This window comes from Paenibacillus sp. NPDC055715 (assembly GCF_053617595.1).
In genome coordinates this window covers 95717-116961 of sequence record NZ_JBSHGA010000010.1, presented here as the reverse complement: position 1 = coordinate 116961, position 21245 = coordinate 95717, and the positions used below count along the sequence as shown (strand labels likewise).

At 52.0% G+C, this 21245-nt stretch carries 1 protein-coding gene (cut by a window edge); it reads right to left on the bottom strand.

The annotated features are described in order from the left end of the window. Positions 1–21245 carry the 5' portion of a non-ribosomal peptide synthase/polyketide synthase gene (locus ACWGOO_RS17430; protein WP_452485443.1) on the bottom strand. Its footprint begins 20740 nt before the window's first position, so only the first 21245 of its 41985 coding nucleotides appear in the window; its start codon is at positions 21243–21245; its stop codon lies off the left edge, out of view.

Sequence of the window (21245 nt, the reverse complement as noted above, 5' to 3'; positions counted from 1 at the left end):
TCGCCCAGCTCAATCCGGTATCCCCGGATTTTCACTTGATGGTCGATCCGGCCCAGGTATTCTATGTTGCCATCTGGCATCCATCTCGCCAAATCACCCGTGCGGTACATCCGTTCATAGCCCGCTTCTCCAGCCGCAAACGGATTCGGTACGAATTTCTCAGCCGTCATTTCTGGACGATCCAGATAGCCACGGGCCAGACCCGGACCAGATACGCACAGCTCACCCGCTACGCCCATCGGCGCCAGATGTCCATGCACATCCACCATGTATACCCGATGATTCGGCACAGGACGTCCGATGGAAATCAGTTGTCCTGCTCTCTCGTCTTCGGATACCGGCCAGATCGACGTCGCGACCGAGTTTTCCGTTGGACCGTAACCGTTGTAGTACGCCACCTGATCCTTCCACTTGTACACCAGCTCTGTCGACGATGTTGATCCGGCAGTGAACAGAATACGCAGGTTCGGCATCCGCTCTGGCTCCAGATATACCGCATAGGTCGGCGGCAAGGCTGCAACAGTAATTTGGTGATCCGCCATGTACTGCTCGAATCGTTCATAGTTCAAAATCGTCTCTGACGTTGGCACATACAACGTGGCTCCACAGAACAGCGCCTGGAAGATTTCCCAGCAAGCCGCATCAAACGAATAACTGGCGAACAGCAACGCATGATCCGACGTGCTGATCCGGAGTGTCTGATCAAAATACGTTTTCAGATTGCACAGCCCGTGATGCTCCAGCATAACGCCCTTCGGCTGTCCTGTCGTACCGGACGTATAGATCACATACGCCAGATCGTTCGGACCGGACAACGGCTCCAGATTGGAACCATCCTCGTGATATACCTTTTGCTCTCCATCCAGCACCAGCACATGGCCGTCGAAAGCTGCTTTGTCCACCAAATGGCTTTGCGTTAACAGCAGCTTCGCACCCGAGTCGTCCAGCATGTAACGGATACGTTCCTCTGGATACGTCGGATCAATTGGCACATATGCGCCCCCGGCTTTCAAAATCCCAAAGATGCCGACGATCATGTCCACCGAACGCTCGGTCATCAGATCCACCAAACGATCTTTCGTCACGCCTTGACTACGCAAGGTACGAGCCAATCGATTCGCCCGCTCGTTCAGTTCGCGATAGGTCAACTGCTCTCCTTCGAAGAACAACGCTGCCAGCTCCGGTGTCTGGGCCGTTTGCGCCTCGAACAAGCCATGAATGGTTTGCTCGCTTGGATATTCAGCCGCCGTGTTGCCCCAAACCTCAACAATCTGTTCACGCTCCTGCTCGGTTACCACATCCAACTCATGCACCCGAATGTCCGGATTCTCCGCCACTTGCTCCAGCAGCTGCACCAGATGGCCTCGAATTTGCTCTACACTCTCACGTTCAAATGCCAGTGCATTATAACCAAAGCTCATGTGGATGGTGTTCCCCGGCATGACCACCAGGTTAAAGTCGTAGTTCGTCTGCTCGACAGACTCGACTCCTGTAATGCTGAAGCTGGATTCTTCACCATTACCTAATTGCTCGATTTGTTCCTCCATCGGATAATTCTCAAAAATAAGAATATGATTGATCAAATCCTGCTTAAGCTCCGACAACCCCTGAATTTCATTCAGCGGATACGTATCATAGGCATGGGAAGCGATAGATTGCTCCTGGTTTTGCTTCATCACGTCTGAGAATAAGCTATCCTCATGACTGCGGATGCGTACAGGGATCGTATTAATAAACAGGCCAATGATGTGCTCCACATTTGGAATATCTGCCGGACGTCCGGATACGACGCTGCCAAACACTACATCATCCATGCCGTTATATTTTTGCAGCAAAAGGCCCCAAACGGTCTGCATCAACGTATTGATGGTTACCTGATAACGCTTGGCTATTCGCTGAATGGCTGCCGTTAGATCCGCGCCGAGGTCAAAGTCCAGACGCTCCGCCTGATACCCCGTTTTGCCCTGGGTTTTTGCCTGTGGCAAGCGGGACTGTTCCTCATACCCTTCCAGATACTTACTCCAGTAACCTGCTGCGGCCTGACGATCCTGCTGCTCCAGCCATTCGATATACTGACTGTACGGCGTTACAGGTGCCAGATCTGGCTGCTTCTGGGCCAATATCGCAAAATAGCTCGCAAACACTTCGTTGGTCACCAGCGACAAGCACCAGCCGTCCATCACGATATGATGGAAGCTCCATACAAAACGGTATGACTCCTCACCCGTGCGCAAAACAGCGACACGCATCAAAGCATCATGTGCCAGATCAAAGCCTTTCTGCTTGTCTTTGTGCGTATAGTCGAGGATGTACTCGTTTTGCTTCTCTTCCTCCATATCCCGCAGGTCCTCTACATACAGTTCACTGCGCTTATTGCGGTACACAACTTGAAGCGGCTCATCCTTCCAGCCACTGTAGAAATTCGTGCGCAATGCCGTATGCCGCTGCACCAATACATCCAAACTTGCCGCAAATGCAGCAACATTAAAGTTTCCTTGCAGATCAAAAGATGCTTGTTCAAAATAAGCTCCCGATTGCGAATCCATCAGATTGTAGAACAGCATGCCCTTCTGCATCGGCGTCAGTGCGTATACATTTTCCAGTTCACCAGTATGTGCAGCCTGCGCCGCTATTTCCTCCAGCTCACTATTCGTCAGGTCCTTGAAAGACACATCACTCGGGGTTAACTCCGGCCGTTCCTGAGCGATGCAATGCGCAATCACCTCTTGCAAAGCGGATTGGAGTAGTCCCGCCACCCCTTCCAACGTTTCCTTGCGATACTGCTTACCGCTGTAAGCGATCGTCAATCGCAGCGTACCCTCCGAGATCATCGCGTTCAAATCCAGCGTGTGCGGCAATGGTGAATTCGCATCGTCAGTCTCACCCACACCACAGGACGACAGTGTGATGCCGCTATTTTGCAAATCCTGATCCACTTGTCCCAAATAGTTAAAGCTGATTTCCGGTTCTGCTACAATCGTACGCTCTTCATCTGCTGCGGACGCATGGGACAAGTAACGCCATGTACCATACGTCAGCCCTTTATGCGGAATCCCGCGCAGACCTTCCTTCGTTTCCTTGATCCGCTGTGCCAGTGTCATTCCCTTGCCCGTTTCCAAAAGCACCGGATACAAGCTCGTAAACCAGCCTACCGTACGCGTAATATCCACCTCTGGAAGGATCGCTTCCCGGCCATGTCCCTCCAGATTAACCAGGACCTGTCCCGCGCCTGTCCAGTTGTGTATTGCCAATCCTAGCGCAGTCAGCAGTAAATCATTGACCTCGGTGTTGTAGGCGCGATGTGCCTGCTTCAAGAGCTGCCGGGTTTCAGCTTCGGTCCACTCCACCGTCAGCACTTCGCTGTCTGCATTAAGGGAGCTCTCATAGGCAAAATCCTTAGGCAATGGTGCGGCTTTGGCTTTAGCCTGTTCCACCTGCTGCCAGTAGGATTCATCCGATGCAGCCTCAGGACGGTTGGCGTAGGAGGACAACTCCCGTGCCCACGTTTGGAAGGAATCCGTTTTATATGGCAATCGTACAGGCTCGCCTTTCATCGCTTGCTCGTAGCCTGTGGAGAAATCTTCAAACAGAATTCGCCATGACACCCCGTCCATCACCAAATGGTGAATGGCTATCAGCAAATGATCGCCCTCTGCTGTGCGGAACAATCCCAGCTTCACGAGAGGTCCTTCGGATAAATCCATGCTGCTTTGAATTTCAGTTGCCTTTGTTTCCAGCGCCTCCGTATCGATTGCCTGTTCACGGTAATCCACCGTTTCCAGCGTATATAGCGCGCCTTCCTCTACGCTGCGTGTCCAAGCCTCGTAACCGGACAGAGCCTGACGGAAAACCGTACGCAGCGCATCGTGATGCTTCACGATATGATCCATTGCCCGGCGAACCGCCGTCTCATCAAAGCCCACGGCGCTATAGAGCATGACCGCCTGGTTAAAGTGCTGCGGACGCTCGCGCTCCTGTGCAAAGAACCAGTGTTGGATCGGAAGCAAAGCGGTTTCCCCGCTCACTTCTCCTTGATCTGCAATACGGCTCACCTCGTGCATATGCGGTGCCAGAGTTGCAACCGTTGGATACTGGAACAAATCCTTCATATCCAGCTTGTAGCCTGCCTGGAATACACGGGAAGCGATTTGAATTGCCTTGATCGAGTCGCCGCCCAGATCAAAGAAATTGTCCAAAATACCGACGGTCTGCACGCCCAGTACCGACTGCCAGACCCCTACCAAGGCCCGTTCTGGCTCGGTACGCGGTTCTGCATAATCCGCTCCGGTTTGCAGACTGCCTTCCGGTGCTGGCAGTGCCTTGCGGTCAATTTTGCCATTCGGACTCAACGGCATCTGCTCCAGCTGCACAAAGTACGATGGTACCATGTAGCTTGGCAGCTCCCGGCCCAACTCACTTCTCAGCTCGCTGGCACCGATCTCTTGTCTGGCGACGTAATACGCCACCATTTGTTTTTGTCCCGATTCATCCGCACGAGCTATGACTATGGCTTCTCGTACCGATTCCACTTTTAGCAGCTGCGACTCGACTTCGCCCAGTTCGATCCGGTAGCCCCGGATTTTGACCTGATGGTCGATCCGCCCCAGATATTCAATGTTGCCATCCGGCATCCATCTCGCCAAGTCACCTGTACGGTACATCCGTTCATAGCCTGCTTCGCCACCGGCAAATGGATCGGCCACGAATTTCTCTGCCGTCAGCTCCGGACGGTTCAAGTAACCGCGTGCAACGCCTACACCGCCGATGCACAGCTCACCCGCAACCCCAATCGGCTGCAATTGCTCCGTGCCTTCCTTGACGATGTACAGACGAATGTTCTGAATCGGTTTCCCAATCGGAATGACTGAATACTGTTCATTCGGCTCGCAATCGAAGTACGATACGTCCACCGTCGCTTCGGTTGGACCATACAGGTTGATCAGCTTCGCTCCAGTGATACCTGCCACGAGCCGTTGGAACCGTGCGACATGCTGTGGCGGCAACGCTTCCCCACTGGCAAATACATGTCGCAGCGTTCCCAGCTTTGCTTGCATCACTTCCCGTGGCTGCTGCTCCACATACTCCAGGAACGCGTGCAGCATGGCGGGTACAAAGTGCATCGTAGTGACTCCATCGCGAGCAATCGTTTCGACGATGTCCTCCGGATTCTTTTCTCCGCCAACCGACAACAGGCTCACCTTCGAGCCGATCATCGACCACCAGAACAACTCCCACACCGACACGTCGAATGTGAAGGCGGTCTTTTGCAGGATCGTATTCTCCGCACTCAAGCCATAACGGTCATGCATCCACATAATCCGGTTAATGACCGAATGATGTTCGACCATAACTCCCTTCGGTTTCCCCGTGGAACCGGAGGTATAGATGACATAGGCCATATGGTGTGGCCCTGCTAACGGTTCCAGATTCGAACCATTTTCATGGTAAATGCCTTCGCTATCCAGCACCAGTACCTTACCGTCAAAGCTCAGGCTCGTTTGCTCTGCCAGATGCGATTGTGTCAGTACCAGCCTCGCTCCCGAGTCCTCCAGCATATAACGGATGCGCTCCGCAGGATAATCCGGGTCAATCGGTACATAAGCCCCACCTGCTTTGAGAATCGCATAAATGCCTACCATCATCTCCAATGAACGCCGTACGAGAATACCCACGGGTTGTTCCGGTCCGACTCCCTCTGCACGCAACGTCCGCGCCAGACGGTTCGCCCGCTCGTTCAGCTCCCGGTACGTCAACGTCTGCGTTCCAAACAGCAATGCTACCTGATCCGGGGTCCGCTTCACCTGTTTCTCGAACAGTGCGCTCAGCGTCTGATCGTGCGGATAAGCTGCCGCCGTATCTCCCCAAACCTTCAGAATTTGGACTTGTTCTTCCGAGGTTGCCAATTCCAGCTCATCGAGACGAATATGCGGATTGTTCACAATTTGCCCGATGACATGGTTGATATGGCCTTGAATACGTTGCATGGCAGATCGGTTATAAACAAGAGCATTGTAATCCAGCAAAATGGAGATATCTTCGTCAGGCACGACAATCAGGTTAAAATCGTAGTTGGTTTGCTCTGCAATTGCCACGTTGGTAATGGAGAAGCCAGCCTGTACGCCTGCCTCACCGGAACCGCCCACCTGCTTCATCTGCTGCCCGATCGGATAGTTTTCAAAGACCATAATGTGATTAACCAGGTCTTGCTTTTGTTCAGTCAGCGCCTGAATGTCGTACAACGGGAACGTGTCATACGCGCCGGAGGCCAAAGCCTGCTCCTGTGTGCGTTGCAATATTTCAGCAAACGTAGCATTCCGCTCACTGTAAATGCGAACCGGAATCGTATTGATGAACAAACCGATCATGTCTTCCACACCCGGAATTTCTGCCGGACGCCCGGATACAACACTACCAAACACGACATCCTGATTATTATTGTATTTTTGTAAAATAACGCCCCAAACGCTTTGCAGCAATGTATTAATCGTTACCTGTTGCTGCTTCGCAATTCGGTTCAATACCGCGCTCCGTTCATTACCTAGCCCAAATGACAGCTTTTCCGAAACATATCCGGAATTTGAAACTACACCGATTCCGTCTGTGCTCTCAACCTTTGCAATCACGGAAGATTGTGCGTTCTCGCCAGGCAACAAGGTCTGCTGCTCAAAGCCCGCCAAATAGTCGCTCCAATAGCGGGTCGCTTCCTGCGCTTCCTGCCGTTCCAGCCATTCAATATAGTCACTGTACGGCTTGACGGATGCGAACACAGGCTGCTTGTGCTCCAGCAAGGCAAAATATGCACCGAATACTTCGTCCGTCACCAGTGACAGGCACCAGCCGTCCATCACGATATGATGGAAGCTCCATACAAAACGGTATGAGCTATCCCCTGTACGGAAGACAGTTACGCGCATGAGCGCATCCTTGCCTAAATCAAAGTTTTGATTCTTATCCCGGGCCACAAATTCAGCTACAGCTTCTTCCTGTCCTCTGACATCCTCATAACGGAAGCCCGGATTTTTATGGCGATATACGACCTGCAACGGTTGACCATGCCAGCCGCTGTAGAAATTCGTGCGGAATATAGCATGTCGGCTTGCCAGCAAATTCAGGCTTGACTCGAATACGCTCGGCTCAAAATGGCCCTCAAGATCAAACGTCGCCTGCTCAAAATACACTCCTGATTCTGCGTTCATCAGACTATGGAACAGCATACCCTTTTGCATTGGCGTTAACGGATACACATTCTCCAATTCCCCAACCGCCTGTGTCTGCTCCATAATCGTGTCTAATTGCTCCAGTGTCAGACCTTTTAACAGTACATCGCTTGGGGTCAATTCGGACCGCTCCCGTGTGACACAATGCTCGATAATTTCAAGCAAGTTTGCTTGTAGCAGGTCAGCCAGCATTTGGACTGTGTCTTGACGGAAGGCCTTGCCGTTATAACGAATGTCCAGTTCCAGTATGCCGTTCGTTACGATCCCGCCCACATCGAGAGCATATTTCATCTCCGTCCGGTCACTAACGGCCGATCCGATGGGGTAAGGAGACATGCGAATATCGCTGTTTTGCAAATCCTGGTCAAATTGTCCGAGATAGTTAAAGCTCACTTGTGGCTCGGCGTAACCTCCAACTGTTTGACCAACGGCCTGGCCGGATTCACTGAGATGTCTCCAAATACCATATCCAATTCCTTTATTCGGAATATGACGCAGGCTCTCTTTGACCTGTTTGATGCGTCCCGACAAAATATGATCACGACCGATGTCCAGCAGCACCGGATATTGACTCGTAAACCAACCCACCGTACGAGAAATGTCCGTATCCGCTAAAATGTCCTCACGTCCGTGTCCCTCCAAATTGATCAGGCTACGTTCATGACCGGTCCATGTGTATAGCATCATACCCAAAGCAGTCAGAAGCAGATCGTTCACTTCCGTGTTATATGCGCGGTGCGCCTGCTTCAATAGCCGTTCTGTCTCTTCTTCCGTAAGCTTGACGACAACTGTATCCGTGTCAGCCAAGGTAAATGGACTAGCCTGCGCTTGATCCTCAGGCAACCGTGCTTGATCAGCCAAAGCGGATGTATTCAATTGCTCCCAGTAGGCGTGTTCACTTTCCATGGCCGGGCTATTCGCATACGTGGACAGTCGTTCAGACCAGGAACGGAAGGAATCCGTTTTGTCTGGCAATTGAAGCACTTCTTGATGGACGGCTTGTTCATAGGCTGTAGCCAAATCCTCAAACAAAATGCGCCACGATACCCCGTCGACCACCAAATGGTGAATCGCCATCAGCAAATGATCGCCATCTGCACAGTGGAACAAACCAGCTTTAAAAAGCGGCCCTTCATGCAGATGAATACTGCTTTGAATTTCGCTAGCTTTCGCCTCCATCGCTGCACTGAGCATGGCTTCATCCGTCAAATCCCTAAAGTCCAGCACGTCCAGGTGATACAGCTCGCCTTCCTGTAATCCACGGTTCCATGTTTCATAGCCTTGTTCTGTCTTGCTGAACACCATCCGTAGTGCATCATGGTGCTCCGTCAGCTTGATGAGCGCCTGACGCAGAGCGGATTCGTCAAAGCCCTGCTCCCGGTGCAGCATGACCGCCTGATTAAAGTGATGCGCGTCCAATTGCTCCTGTTCTGCAAACCAGTATTGTATTGGAGTTAGCGCCACTTTCCCCGTAACTTCGCCTTGCTCGGCTGTTCTCTTACCCGCCAAACGCAGATGCGGAGCCAACTCCTTTACGCTCGGATATTTGAACAAATCTTTCATGTCCATCTTGTATCCGGCTTGAAGCAAACGGGAGGAGAACTGAATCGCCTTGATCGAGTCACCGCCCAGATCGAAGAAATTATCCAGCATGCTGATTGGTCCAGCACCGAGCACCGTTTGCCAAACATCTGCCAGCGCCTGTTCTGCCACTGTTTGCGGCGCCACATACTCGATTCCGGTCTGAAGTCCGCCTTCCGGTGCAGGAAGTGCTTTACGATCCACCTTGCCGTTCACCGTCAGTGGAATCTGCTCCAGTTGAAGGAAATAAGACGGTACCATATAACCAGGAATTTCCTGAGCAAGCTGATTTCTCAGCTCCCCTGTATTCCATTCCCGATCAGAGGTGTAATACGCGCACAGTACCTTTTGTCCAAATTCATCTTCACGTGCCAACACAACAGCTTCCCGAATGGAATCCATATTTAACAACTGAGTCTCCACTTCGCCCAACTCGATCCGGTAACCGCGAATTTTGACTTGTTGATCCATCCGTCCAGCGTAGTCCAATGTGCCGTCTTCACGCCAGCGAACAAGATCTCCCGTGCAGTACAGGCGATCTCCGTCCACCCATGGATTGGAAAGAAATTTCTCAGCCGTCAGCTCAGGACGGTTCAGGTAACCACGTGCGACTCCGTCTCCGCCGACAACCAGCTCACCCCAAGCTCCGACCGGCTGGAGATTAAACGCTGTATCCACAACATACGCCGTTGAATTGCGGATAGGACGTCCAATCGGCACAGAATCAAGCTGCTCTTCCGTAATAGGATAAGCCGTCGAGAAAGTTGTATTTTCCGTTGGCCCATAGCCGTTAATCATGTTCATGTCCGGATTATCACGCAGTACCCGGTTAATATGCGGTGCAGACAGCACGTCGCCTCCGACCAGCAAATACTTCACATCTCCGAACAATTGACTGTCCTGCTGCGAAAGCTGATTAAATAGCGGTGTGGTCAGCCACATCATGGTGATGCGATGATCCCGTATGGTCTCCTTGAGCTTGGCTGCGTCCAAAAGATCATCCTTATGCACGAGTACAAGCTGACCGCCGTTTAGCAACGCGCCCCAAATTTCAAACGTAGACACATCAAATACAAACGCGCAAGTCTGCAACATTCGAATCGATTCATCGAACGGCACATAATCCGTATTGCGCACCAAGCGCACGACACTTTGATGCTCAACTACGACGCCCTTAGGCTTGCCTGTTGAACCTGAGGTATAGATAACATAAGCAGCATAATTGCCCGCTCCATCTATCCCCAGATTGGAATGATCCGTGCTGTAAGAATCATCATCATTCAGATTGACAATCTGTCCGTCAAAATAGCAACGGTCCAATAAATCCTGCTGAGCCAGCAACAGTTTGGCTCCCGAATCCTCCAGCATATAACGGATACGGTCTTCCGGATATTGAGGATCTACCGGCACATACGCGCCTCCAGCCTTCAAAATAGCCAGCGTTCCTGTAATCATATCCAGCGAACGCTCCGTCAGAATACCGATAGGCTCATCGGCCTTCGCCCCAGCGGCGCGCAGCGTATGCGCTAATCGGTTAGCCTTCTCATTGAGTTCCCGATAGGTCAATGATTGATGGCCCAAAGCCACGGCAACATGATCCGGCGTGCGCTCAGCTTGCTCCTCAAACAGTTTTTGGATTGTCTGATTGCGCGGATATACAGAAGCCGTATCATTAAACTCTCCTGTAATCTGTTGTTTTTCCGCCGCTGTGACCAATTCCAGCTCTTCAACGCGAACATTCGGGTTGAGCGAAATTTGCTCCAGCAGACGCGCAAAATGTCCATGCAGACGCTCAATGCCTGTTTGATCAAAGCTCGACGCGTTATACATAAAACGAATCTTTATGCCTTCTCCCGGCATAACGACTACGTTCAGATCGTAGTTGGTTTGCTCTATAGCCACCACGTTCGAAATCGTAAATTTATCCTGCCCATCACTTCCCAGTTGCTCTACCTGCTGCTCCACCGGATAATTTTCGAATACCATAATATGGTTGATCAAATCCTGCTTCTGCTCGGTCAGTGCCTGAATTTCATACAGCGGGAACGCGTCATAGGCATTGGAGGCCAGCGCCTGCCGCTGTGTTCGTTTCATCAGCTCGACAAAGGCTTCGCCTCGTTCAGACTGAACGCGCACTGGAATCGTATTAATGAACAACCCGATCATGTGCTCCACACCCGGAATATCGCCTGGTCGACCGGACACAACGCTGCCAAACACGACATCCGGACTGTTGTTATATTTTTGTAACAAAACGCCCCATACCGTCTGAATCAGCGTGTTGATCGTCACCTGATTTTGCTTCGCCACCCGTTCGATCTGAGCGACCAGCTCTGGCTGGAAGTCGCATTCCAGTTCTCCGGCGACATATTCCCCGACTTGCATGGATTTAGGCTGTGTTTTTTGCTGCGGAAGTGTAATTTGCTGCTCATAGTCCGCCAGATATCCGCTCCAGTATTGAAGGGCCGCCTCACGGTCCTGACGCTCCAGCCATTCAATAAATCGACTGAACGGCGTGACAGGCTCCAGCACTGGCTCTTGACCCGCACGAAGTGCCAGATAGCTGCCAAATACCTCCTGTGTCATAAAGGACAAGCACCAGCCATCCATCAAAATATGATGGAAGCTCCAAATAAATTGATACGCTTCATCCCCGGTTTGCAGAATAGAGACACGAATGAGTGCATCCTCTGCCAGACGGAATCCTTTGGCTTTATCCGCAATAATAAAGGCTTGAACACGTGCTTCACGTTCCTCTTTTTCTAATCCGCGCAAGTCTTCATAGTACAATTCTCCGCCGCGATTGCGTAAGACAACCTGTACAGGCTCATCTTTCCATGAACTGATAAAGTTCGTCCGCAACGCCTCATGACGCTGTACGAGCAGATCAAAGCTTTTGCCGAAAGCGACCACATCAAAACGTCCGTTCAACTCAAAGGTGGCCTGCTCAAAATAAGCCGCCGAATCCTCATCCATCAGACTGTAGAAGAGCATGCCCTTTTGCATCGGCGTTAAGGCATACACATTTTCCAGCTCACCCATATCTCGCGTATCTTCCACCAATTGTTCCAGTTCGTCCAGTGTTACGTTATTTAACAGAACATCACTTGGTGTCAATACCGTTCTTTCCTGGGCGACACAATGGCTAATGACCTCACGCAAGCCGGATGCCAGCAGCTCTCCGAGCCGTGCAATCGTTTCATGACGGAATTGCGTTGTGCCGTAACGAATGGTGAAGATCAGCTCGCCATCCTCGATCACTCCATTGATATCCAGCATAAAATCCATGATCGCGTTTATGCTGACGGGCACACCAATGGAATAGGAAGAAGGCTCCAGATCATTTCCTTTATAATCCTGATCAAACTGACCCAGATAGTTAAAGCTGATCTCTGGCTGCGCCTGAAGCTGCACGCCTGCTTTCTCCAGAACATCCGTAGCCGAAAGGTATCGCAAAATACCGTAGCCGATGCCTTTTTGCGGAATATGACGCAGCCCTTCCTTCACCCGTTTGATCAAACGAGCGGTATTTCCACCTTGTCCCAGACTTCCATCCAGTACAACCGGGAACTGGCTCGTAAACCAGCCGACCGTCCGCGTAATATCCACATCCGGTAAAATGGCCTCCCGTCCATGGCCCTCCAAGTTGACCAGCACCCGTTCGGAACCAGACCAGTCATACACGGCTTTGCCGAGTGCAGCCAGCAACAGGTCATTCATTTCCGTGCTATACGCGCGGTGAGCCTGCTTGAGTAACAGATCCGTTTCCTGCTTCGTCCAACGGACAGTAACAACTTCACTGTCTCCAAGCAAAGCATTATCGTTGGCAAAATCCTTCGGCAATGGCTTCGCCAGGCTTGCTTCTGCTTGGTCGATATGTTGCCAGTAAGCAAGCTCCCGCTCCATCGTCGCACGGTTCGCATAGGCTGACAGCTGTTTGGCCCATGTCTGGAACGAATCTGTTTTATGCGGCAGTCGAATGGCTTTGCCCGTTTTACCTGCAACGGCCTGCTCATAACCGGATGCCAAATCCTCCAGCAAAATACGCCACGATACGCCGTCCACGACCAAATGGTGAATGACGATTAACAAATGATCGCCCTGAGCGCATTGGAACAAACCAAGCTTCACAAGCGGACCCTCATTCAAGTCAATGCTGGCTTGAATTTCGCTCGCCTTGGCTTCCACAGCGGTAGATTCGTCTTCAATTCCGCTAAAATCTACGATTTCCAGCGTGTATAGCTCGCCTTCCTCCACACTGCGGTTCCAAGCGGTGTAGCCATGCTCCGTCTCGCGGAATACAGTACGCAATGCGTCATGATGTTGGACCATGCGTTCCATGGTATGGCGCAGCGCATCTTCGTCAAAGCGCCCAGCTCGATACAGCATCATCGCCTGGTTGCTGTGATGCAGGTCAACCGGTTGCTGCTCGAAAAACCACCGTTGAATCGGTGTCAGTTCCACCTTCCCTACGGCCGCTTCCTGACTGGCGATTTTGCCGTCTGTGCGAAGCAAAGGACTGAGTGAAGCTACCGTTGGATAGCTGAACAAGTCCTTCATGTCCAGTTTGTAGCCTGCTTGCAGCAATCGGGACGATACTTGCAGCGCCTTGATCGAATCGCCGCCCAGTTCGAAGAAGTTATCCTGCGTTCCTACCGCTTCGACTCCGAGCACCCCGGCCCATACCGAAGCCAATACCTGCTCGACCGTTGTACGTGGTGCCACATAGGCTGCACCCGTATGGATACTTCCTTCCGGCTCCGGCAAGGCCTTACGGTCGATTTTGCCATTGCTGGTCAGCGGTAACGTCTCCAGTCGCATCAGCCGTGCAGGCACCATGTGGGCTGGCAGCCCTGCTTCCAGTTGTGCCTGTACCTCCTCGATTCGCAGCTCTGCTTCTCCCGTGATGTACCCACACAAATACTTATGTCCACGCTCATCCGTCCGGTCGATCACCACCGCTTGACGTACACCCGGCACCCGCTGGATCGCCGTTTCGATCTCGCCCAGCTCAATCCGGTAGCCCCGGATTTTGACTTGATAATCCATCCGGCCGATAAAGTCCACATTCCCGTCCGGCATCCACCGCGCCAAGTCGCCTGTACGGTACAATCGTTCACCTGGCACGTACGGATTCGCTACGAATTTTTCCGCCGTCAAGTCTGCACGGTTCAGGTATCCCCGTGCTACCCCGGCACCGCCAATGCATAGCTCGCCCAGTACGCCGATAGGCACCGGATTCAACTGGCTGTCCACGATGTAAAACCGTGCGTTCAGCCACGCCTGACCAATTGGCACACTACCGCTGTCCGGCAGCTTCGACAGTTCTTCGTCATAGAAGCTGGAGTCAATCGCCGCTTCCGTCACACCGTAGCTGTTAATAATGCGAATGTCTGTACCAAACCGTTCTTGCAGCATCCGATAATCTGTCACACTGCAACTGTCCGAACTGGTGATGATCAATTCCAGACTGCTCATGTCCAGTCCATGCTCATATACATGCTGCATGAACGGTATGATCAAGGCCGGTGTCGATTCGAACACCGTAATCTGAACATCGCGAATCCAGCCATACAGACGGCTTGGATCAATCCGGTCGTCTTTCGGGCAGATGACCATCGTGCCGCCATTATAGAGCGTCCGTGCGATATCGCCGACGAATACGTCGAAGGAGAAGCTCGCCAATTGCAGCAACCGTACCGGGAACTGGTTCAGACGGTAATCCCGGCGATACGCCGCAGCCGTATTCACCAAGCTGCGATGCTCAATCATGACCCCCTTCGGACGTCCCGTTGTACCGGAAGTATAGATCACATACGCCACATCCTGCGGCTCGTTGATGTGTTCGACATCCGTGCTATCCCCGGTGTACAGCGACTCATCGTCCAGCGCCAGTACAGTTTTCAGACGCAGTCCAGTAACTGGCTCGGATGCTGCTTCGCTGTTAGCTGGCGAATGTACTTGTAAACTCAAGTCTTCATGGAGAGTATCTGCTTCCATCGTCTCCGCGCTAACCGCCGTTTCCAGTTGGCCCTCAGACTGCCCCTCGGTCAAAGTCCATCGGCTTTCCTCCAGCCAGCCCTGTGCACGCTCCTGCAAGCCTGTTTGCGTCAGCAGCACCGTCGCACCGCTGTCCTCCAGCATAAAACGGATACGCTCGGACGGATAATCCGCGTCCAGCGGTACATATGCACCTCCGGCCTTCCATACCGCCAAGACGCCTACCAGCATGTCCACCGAGCGCTCACTCAGAATGCCGACAATCGACTCGCGCCCAATGCCTTCATTCCGCAGTCTACGGGCCAGTTGGTTCGCACGCTCGTTCAGCTCGCGGTACGTAAGCTGACGCTCCTCATACACAACCGCTACATGATCCGGCACAAGCTGCACCTGTTCTTCCACATAGACGTGGAACAACATGGCTGCTTCCTTCGCATCACTCCAGGCAGACACACCAACGGAACCAAAGCCGTCGATAATTTTCGCTTTTTCCGCAGCAGTCACTAGCTCTAGCTCATCTACCAGCGCATCCGGTCTGTCAATTGCTTCCTCAATTATATGCAGCAAATGCTCGCGGATTTGCTCTACAGCTGCGCGTTCAAACACCTGCGCGTTGTACTCCAAATGAACACCGATTTCATCGCCCGGCACAACCGTAATGTTGAAATCATAGTTCGTTTGCTCCGACACGGAAGCATTTGCAATCGTAAAGCCATTCGTGCCACGGCTACCCATTTGCTCCATGCGCTGTTCCACCGGGTAGTTTTCAAACACCATAATATGGTTCACCAGATCCTGCTTCTGCTCGGTCAGGGCCTGAATTTCATACAATGGATAGGTTTCATAGGCACGGGAAGCAAGCGCCTGCTCCTGGGTCTGTTTCATCAGTTCAGTGAACGTAATATCTTTCTCACTGTGAATCCGTACCGGAACCGTATTAATGAACAATCCAATCATTTTATCGATGCCCGGAATATCCGCTGATCGACCGGAAACGACACTGCCAAATACAACATCCCGACTGTTGTTATACCGTTGCAGCACAACGCCCCACGCCGCTTGCAGCAGTGTGTTGACCGTCACTTGCTTCTGCTTGACCAGTTGGTTCATCCGTCCCGTCACTTCACGGCCCAGCGTAAACGAAAGCTTGTCCGCTTCATATGCTTTAGCGTGACCGTCCAGCTGTTTGGCCTGCGGCAATACCGTCTGCTGCTCGAAGCCAGCAAAATAGTCACTCCAGAACTGTTCAGCCTCCGCGTTGTCCTGCCGTTCCAGCCATTCAATATATTCGCTGTATGGCGTTACCGGGGCAAGCTCCGGCTTGCGGTCTTCGAGCAAAGCAAAGTACGTATTGAAGGCTTCACCGACCACCAGGAACAAGCACCATCCGTCCATCAAAATATGATGGAAGCTCCACACAAAACGGTATGACTCTTCGCCCGTACGTAATATAGATACTCTCATCAGCTCGCCTGAGCTGAAATGAAACCCTTCCGCTTTGTCACGCTCAGCAAAATCAGCCATGTACGCGTCCAGCTCTCCTTGCTCCATCGAACGCACATCTTCAAAATGGAATCCGGCAGCTTTATGACGGTACACCACCTGTAAAGGCTGCTCATTCCATCCGCTATAAAAATTCGTTCTGAAAATGGAATGGCGAGCTACCAGCTGATTCAAGCTTTCAGCAAAAGCCTCCACCTCAAAGCTGCCTTGCAGATCAAATGTCGCCTGCTCAAAATACGCTCCCGATTGCGGCTCCATCAAGCCATGGAACAGGATGCCTTTTTGCATCGGCGTTAACGAATAAATGTTTTCCAGCTCTCCAGCCGTAGCTGTTTGCTCTACGATATGCTCCAGCTCTCCAGCCGTCAGTCCTTGGAAGGACAAATCGCTTGGCGTCAGCTCCGGCATCTCTTTTGCCACGCAATGAGCCAATACCTGACGCAAGCTCTCCTGAAGCAGATCAGCCAGCTTTTTGATTGATTTTTTCATGAACGTTTTGTTGCTGTAGCTGATGGTCAGCTCCAATGCACCGTTCGTGATCATGCTGTTCATATCAAGGGCATACCGCTTGGTCAGTGTGTCGCTAATGGATGCCCCGATGGAATAAGGGGACATGCGGAATGCATTATTTTTCAAATCCTGATCGAATTGGCCGAGATAGTTAAAGCTGATTTCTGGCTCGGTGATAAAAGACGCTTCCCCTTCCCCACCAGCAGACAGATATCTCAAAATTCCGTATCCAATCCCTTTATGCGGTAAGCGGCGCAGTCCTTCCTTGACGTTCTTGACACACTGTCCCACATTCTGGTCCTCACCCATATCGAGTACAACCGGGAATTGGCTGGTAAACCAACCGATCGTACGCGTCACATCCACATCCGGCAAAATCGCTTCCCGTCCATGCCCCTCCAGATTCACCAGCACCTGACGGATGCCTGCCCACTCGTAAACGGCGGTTGCCAGCGCGGTCAGCAGCAGATCGTTGGCTTCGGTATTATAGGCACGATGCGCCTGCTTCAAAAATTGCTCCGTTTCTTCGACCGTCCACGCTATGGTAAGCGTCCGATCATCGCGAAGCTGCGGCTTGCCCTGAGATTTGCGCGTGTAATCCTTAGGCAAAGCTGCTTGGCTGGCTCCTGCTTCCTCCAGCTGTTGCCAGTACGCACGTTCATTCTCCAATGCTGTGCTGCTCGCATAAGCTGACAGTTGATCCGCCCACAATTGGAACGAATCCGTCTTGTTTGGTAAACGGACAAACTCGCCCCGTAAAGCCTGCTCATAGCCGGAGGCCAAATCCTCCAGCAAAATACGCCAGGACACACCATCGACCACAAAATGGTGGATGGCTATCAGCAAATGATCTCCATCGGTGCAACGGAACAGACCCAGCTTCACCAGAGGGCCTTCATCCAGACGGATACTGCTTTGAATCTCGCTGGCTTTGTTCTCCAACATATGAGCAAAATCAGGCTCGTTCGTCAAATCCACCACTTCGAGACTGTAGAGCTCGCCTTCCTGCGCGCCACGGTTCCATGCTTCATACCCGCCCTCTGTATTCTGGCGGAATACAGTACGCAGGGCGTCATGATGCTCAACTATGCGCTGCAATGCCTGACGAAGCGCCGTTTCGTCCATACGTTCCTCACGGTGCAGCATCAACGCCTGATTATAGTGTTCAGGCTTGGACGGCTGCTGCTCAATGAACCATTGCTGAATCGGCGTCAACGCCACAGCTCCACTGACTTCTCCTTGATGGGAAACGCGGCTCACCCGTTGCACCCGTCCATTCAGCTCAGCAATCGTCGGATATTGGAACAGCTCCCTCATTTCCAGCTTGTACCCATTTTGCAGCAGTCTTGAAGACACCTGAATGGCCTTGATCGAGTCGCCTCCCAGATGGAAAAAGTTATCCAGTACGCCCATGTGCTCGATGCCAAGTACGGATTGCCATACCGATACCAGCGTACGCTCCACATCATTTCGGGCGGCTACATAATCCTCGCCGGAATCCACACTTCCCTCCGGCTGTGGCAACGCCCGGCGATCCACCTTGCCGTTGGGCGTCAGTGGCAATTGCTCCATCTGCACGAAATACGACGGCACCATATAGCCCGGCAATTCTTGGCTCAAGGCGCTGCGCAGCTCACTTGCCGCGATATCCGCATGGGTCACCACATACGCGCAGAGCTGCTTTTGACCCTGCTCATCCTCACGTGCAATGACGACGGCTTCACGCACCGCTTCCAGCTTCAACAGCTGAGCTTCCACCTCGCCCAGCTCAATCCGGTAGCCCCGGATTTTCACCTGTGCGTCGATCCGTCCCTTGTATTCCAGCGTCCCGTCCGCATTCCAGCGCACCAGATCCCCTGTGCGATAGCAGCGTTCTCCGCTGCGGAACGGACTGTCTACGAATTTTTCAGCCGTCAGGTCAGGGCGGTTGCGGTAGCCACGGGCCACCCCGTCACCGCCGACGAGCAGCTCACCCCATGCCCCGACAGGCTGGAGCTGCATCGAACGGTCTACGACATACGCCGTCGAGTTGTGAATCGGACGACCAATTGGCACCGCTTCCGACTGCACACTGGCAATTGCATGCGTTGTGGAAAAGGTTGTATTTTCCGTCGGGCCATAGCCGTTGATCATCCGCAGGGACGGATGAGCCTCCAGCACCCGGTTGATGTGCGGTACGGACAGCACATCACCACCGACCAGCAACTCTTGTACCCCCTCGAACAGCTCCAGATCCTGCTGGGATAGCTGGTTAAAGAGCGGCGCAGTCAGCCACATCGTCGTAATACCGTGGCTACGCACGGCTTCTTTAAGCTTCGGCGCGTCCAAAATGACATCCTGACTCACCAGTACGAGCTGTCCGCCATTCAGTAACGCACCCCAAATTTCGAAGGTGGACGCGTCAAACACAACCGCCCCGGTTTGCAAAATGCGCGTGTCAGCATCGAATCGTGCATAGTTTGTATTCTTCACCAGACGCACGACATTACGATGCTCTACCATAACCCCCTTGGGCTGTCCGGTCGTGCCTGAAGTGTACATGAGATAGGCCAGTCGATTCCCGAATGTACCTGCTTGTAAAATCTCATTTTTCGGATTTGTATAATGAGTATAATCCGCATGATGAGCCTCGTTTTGCTCCCATTGTACGGTATTTATGTCTTGAGAATCCTCTGCCCCATATACGCTGGCATCGCTGAGATCCAGCACGTTTCCGCTGAAATCCTCCGGCTGCTGCTCCGCACGCTGCACCAGCAGTAGCTTCGCACCTGAATCCTCCAGTAGATAACGTACACGCTCGGACGGATAATCCGGGTCAATTGGCACATAGGCGCCGCCCGCCTTGAGAATCGCCAGCATGCCGACGATCATATCCGTGGAACGCTCAGCAACAATACCCACAGTTCGCTCGGCAGTAACACCGTACCCGCGCAGCGTGTGAGCCAGTCGATTGGCTTTTACATTCAGTTCGCCGTAGGTTAAACGGCTGTTTTCAAACACAACCGCTGTCTGATCCGGTGTACGCTCTGCCTGTTCCTCGAACAGCTCATGAATGCCTGCTTCATGTGGATATTCCACCGCTGTAGCATTGAATACGTCCACGATTTGCGCCCGTTCTTCCTCACTGATCAGCGACAATTCCTGTATCCGCTTCTGTGGACCCTGCACCATATGCTCCGCCACACTCAAAAATTGTCGAATCATTCGAGCAATCTCCTGCTCACTAAACAGCTCGGTACGATAATCCAGGTACAACACAAGACGATCGTCATCCAGCATTTCGACCATGTGAATATCGAAGTCGTTCACCGTATCTCCGCAGAAATCGTTATCCACCTGCTGAATCGCTTCATCAAAGCGGGAGAAACTCAGTGTACGGTACTGAATGGAAGCGCCAAACAGACGCTGAATGTCCAGACTGCTTTGCTGTTCACGCAAATCCTGAATAATTTTGTTGTACGGGTAACGCTGATGCCGCAAAATGGACGCCTGTTCCTTACCCACACCTTGCAGGAAGGTCAGCAACTCGGATTCCGGTTCGACCAGCAGACGCGTAGCCACGGTGCTGACGAACATGCCGATGGTATCCTTTTCCTTCTTAGACGTACGATTGGCATAGAGTGTCCCCACGGTTAAATCCTGTTCCCCCGTCACTTTATGCAAATAAATATACAGGGCGGCCAGGAAGAACGTAAATATACTGATTTTATGTTCCTCGCAAAAAGCCGTAACACCACGATACAATTCATGGTCCAACGTGAAGCTTTCCCGGCGTGCAGCCGTGCTCAACGTGAGCGGATTGTATGATTTTAAACCTGTAGTCTCCGGCAAATCGGCAAACTTTTCCGTCCAGTACGTCTTGTCCTTTTGATAGCGGTCCGATTGCTCATAGCTATGCTCTACCTGAATAAAATCCAGATATGGATTGGCTTTGGTCGGCGTATCTTGACCCGTACCATGCACGATATCCATGTAATGCGCGGTAATTTCATTAATGGCCTGATTCATGGACACACCGTCTGAAATAATATGGTGCATTTTGAAATTAAACCAGGTTTCTTCTGTCCCCAACTGTAAAATCACAAATCGGTACAGCTGCGAATCCAACAAGGAGAATGGATGTGGATTGTGACGACTTAACCAAAGCTCCGCTTCCTCCGGGGTGACTTGGAGCGTTTCTATGCTTTGAACGGCAAATGGCTCTACATATTGATATGGAATACCATCCTGAGCCGTGATTTGGATACGAAAAGAATCATTTTGCGCAATCACCTGGTTCATCGCCTGCTGCAATACATCTATACGAACCGTTCCCTTAATTTTAACCGTTGCAATAATCGTGGACGTGTTGCGATTGGAATATAAAAGCTCTGTATACCAAATGCGTTGCTGGGGCTGGCTTAATGAAAACAATTGAACATCGTGCTGAGTCAT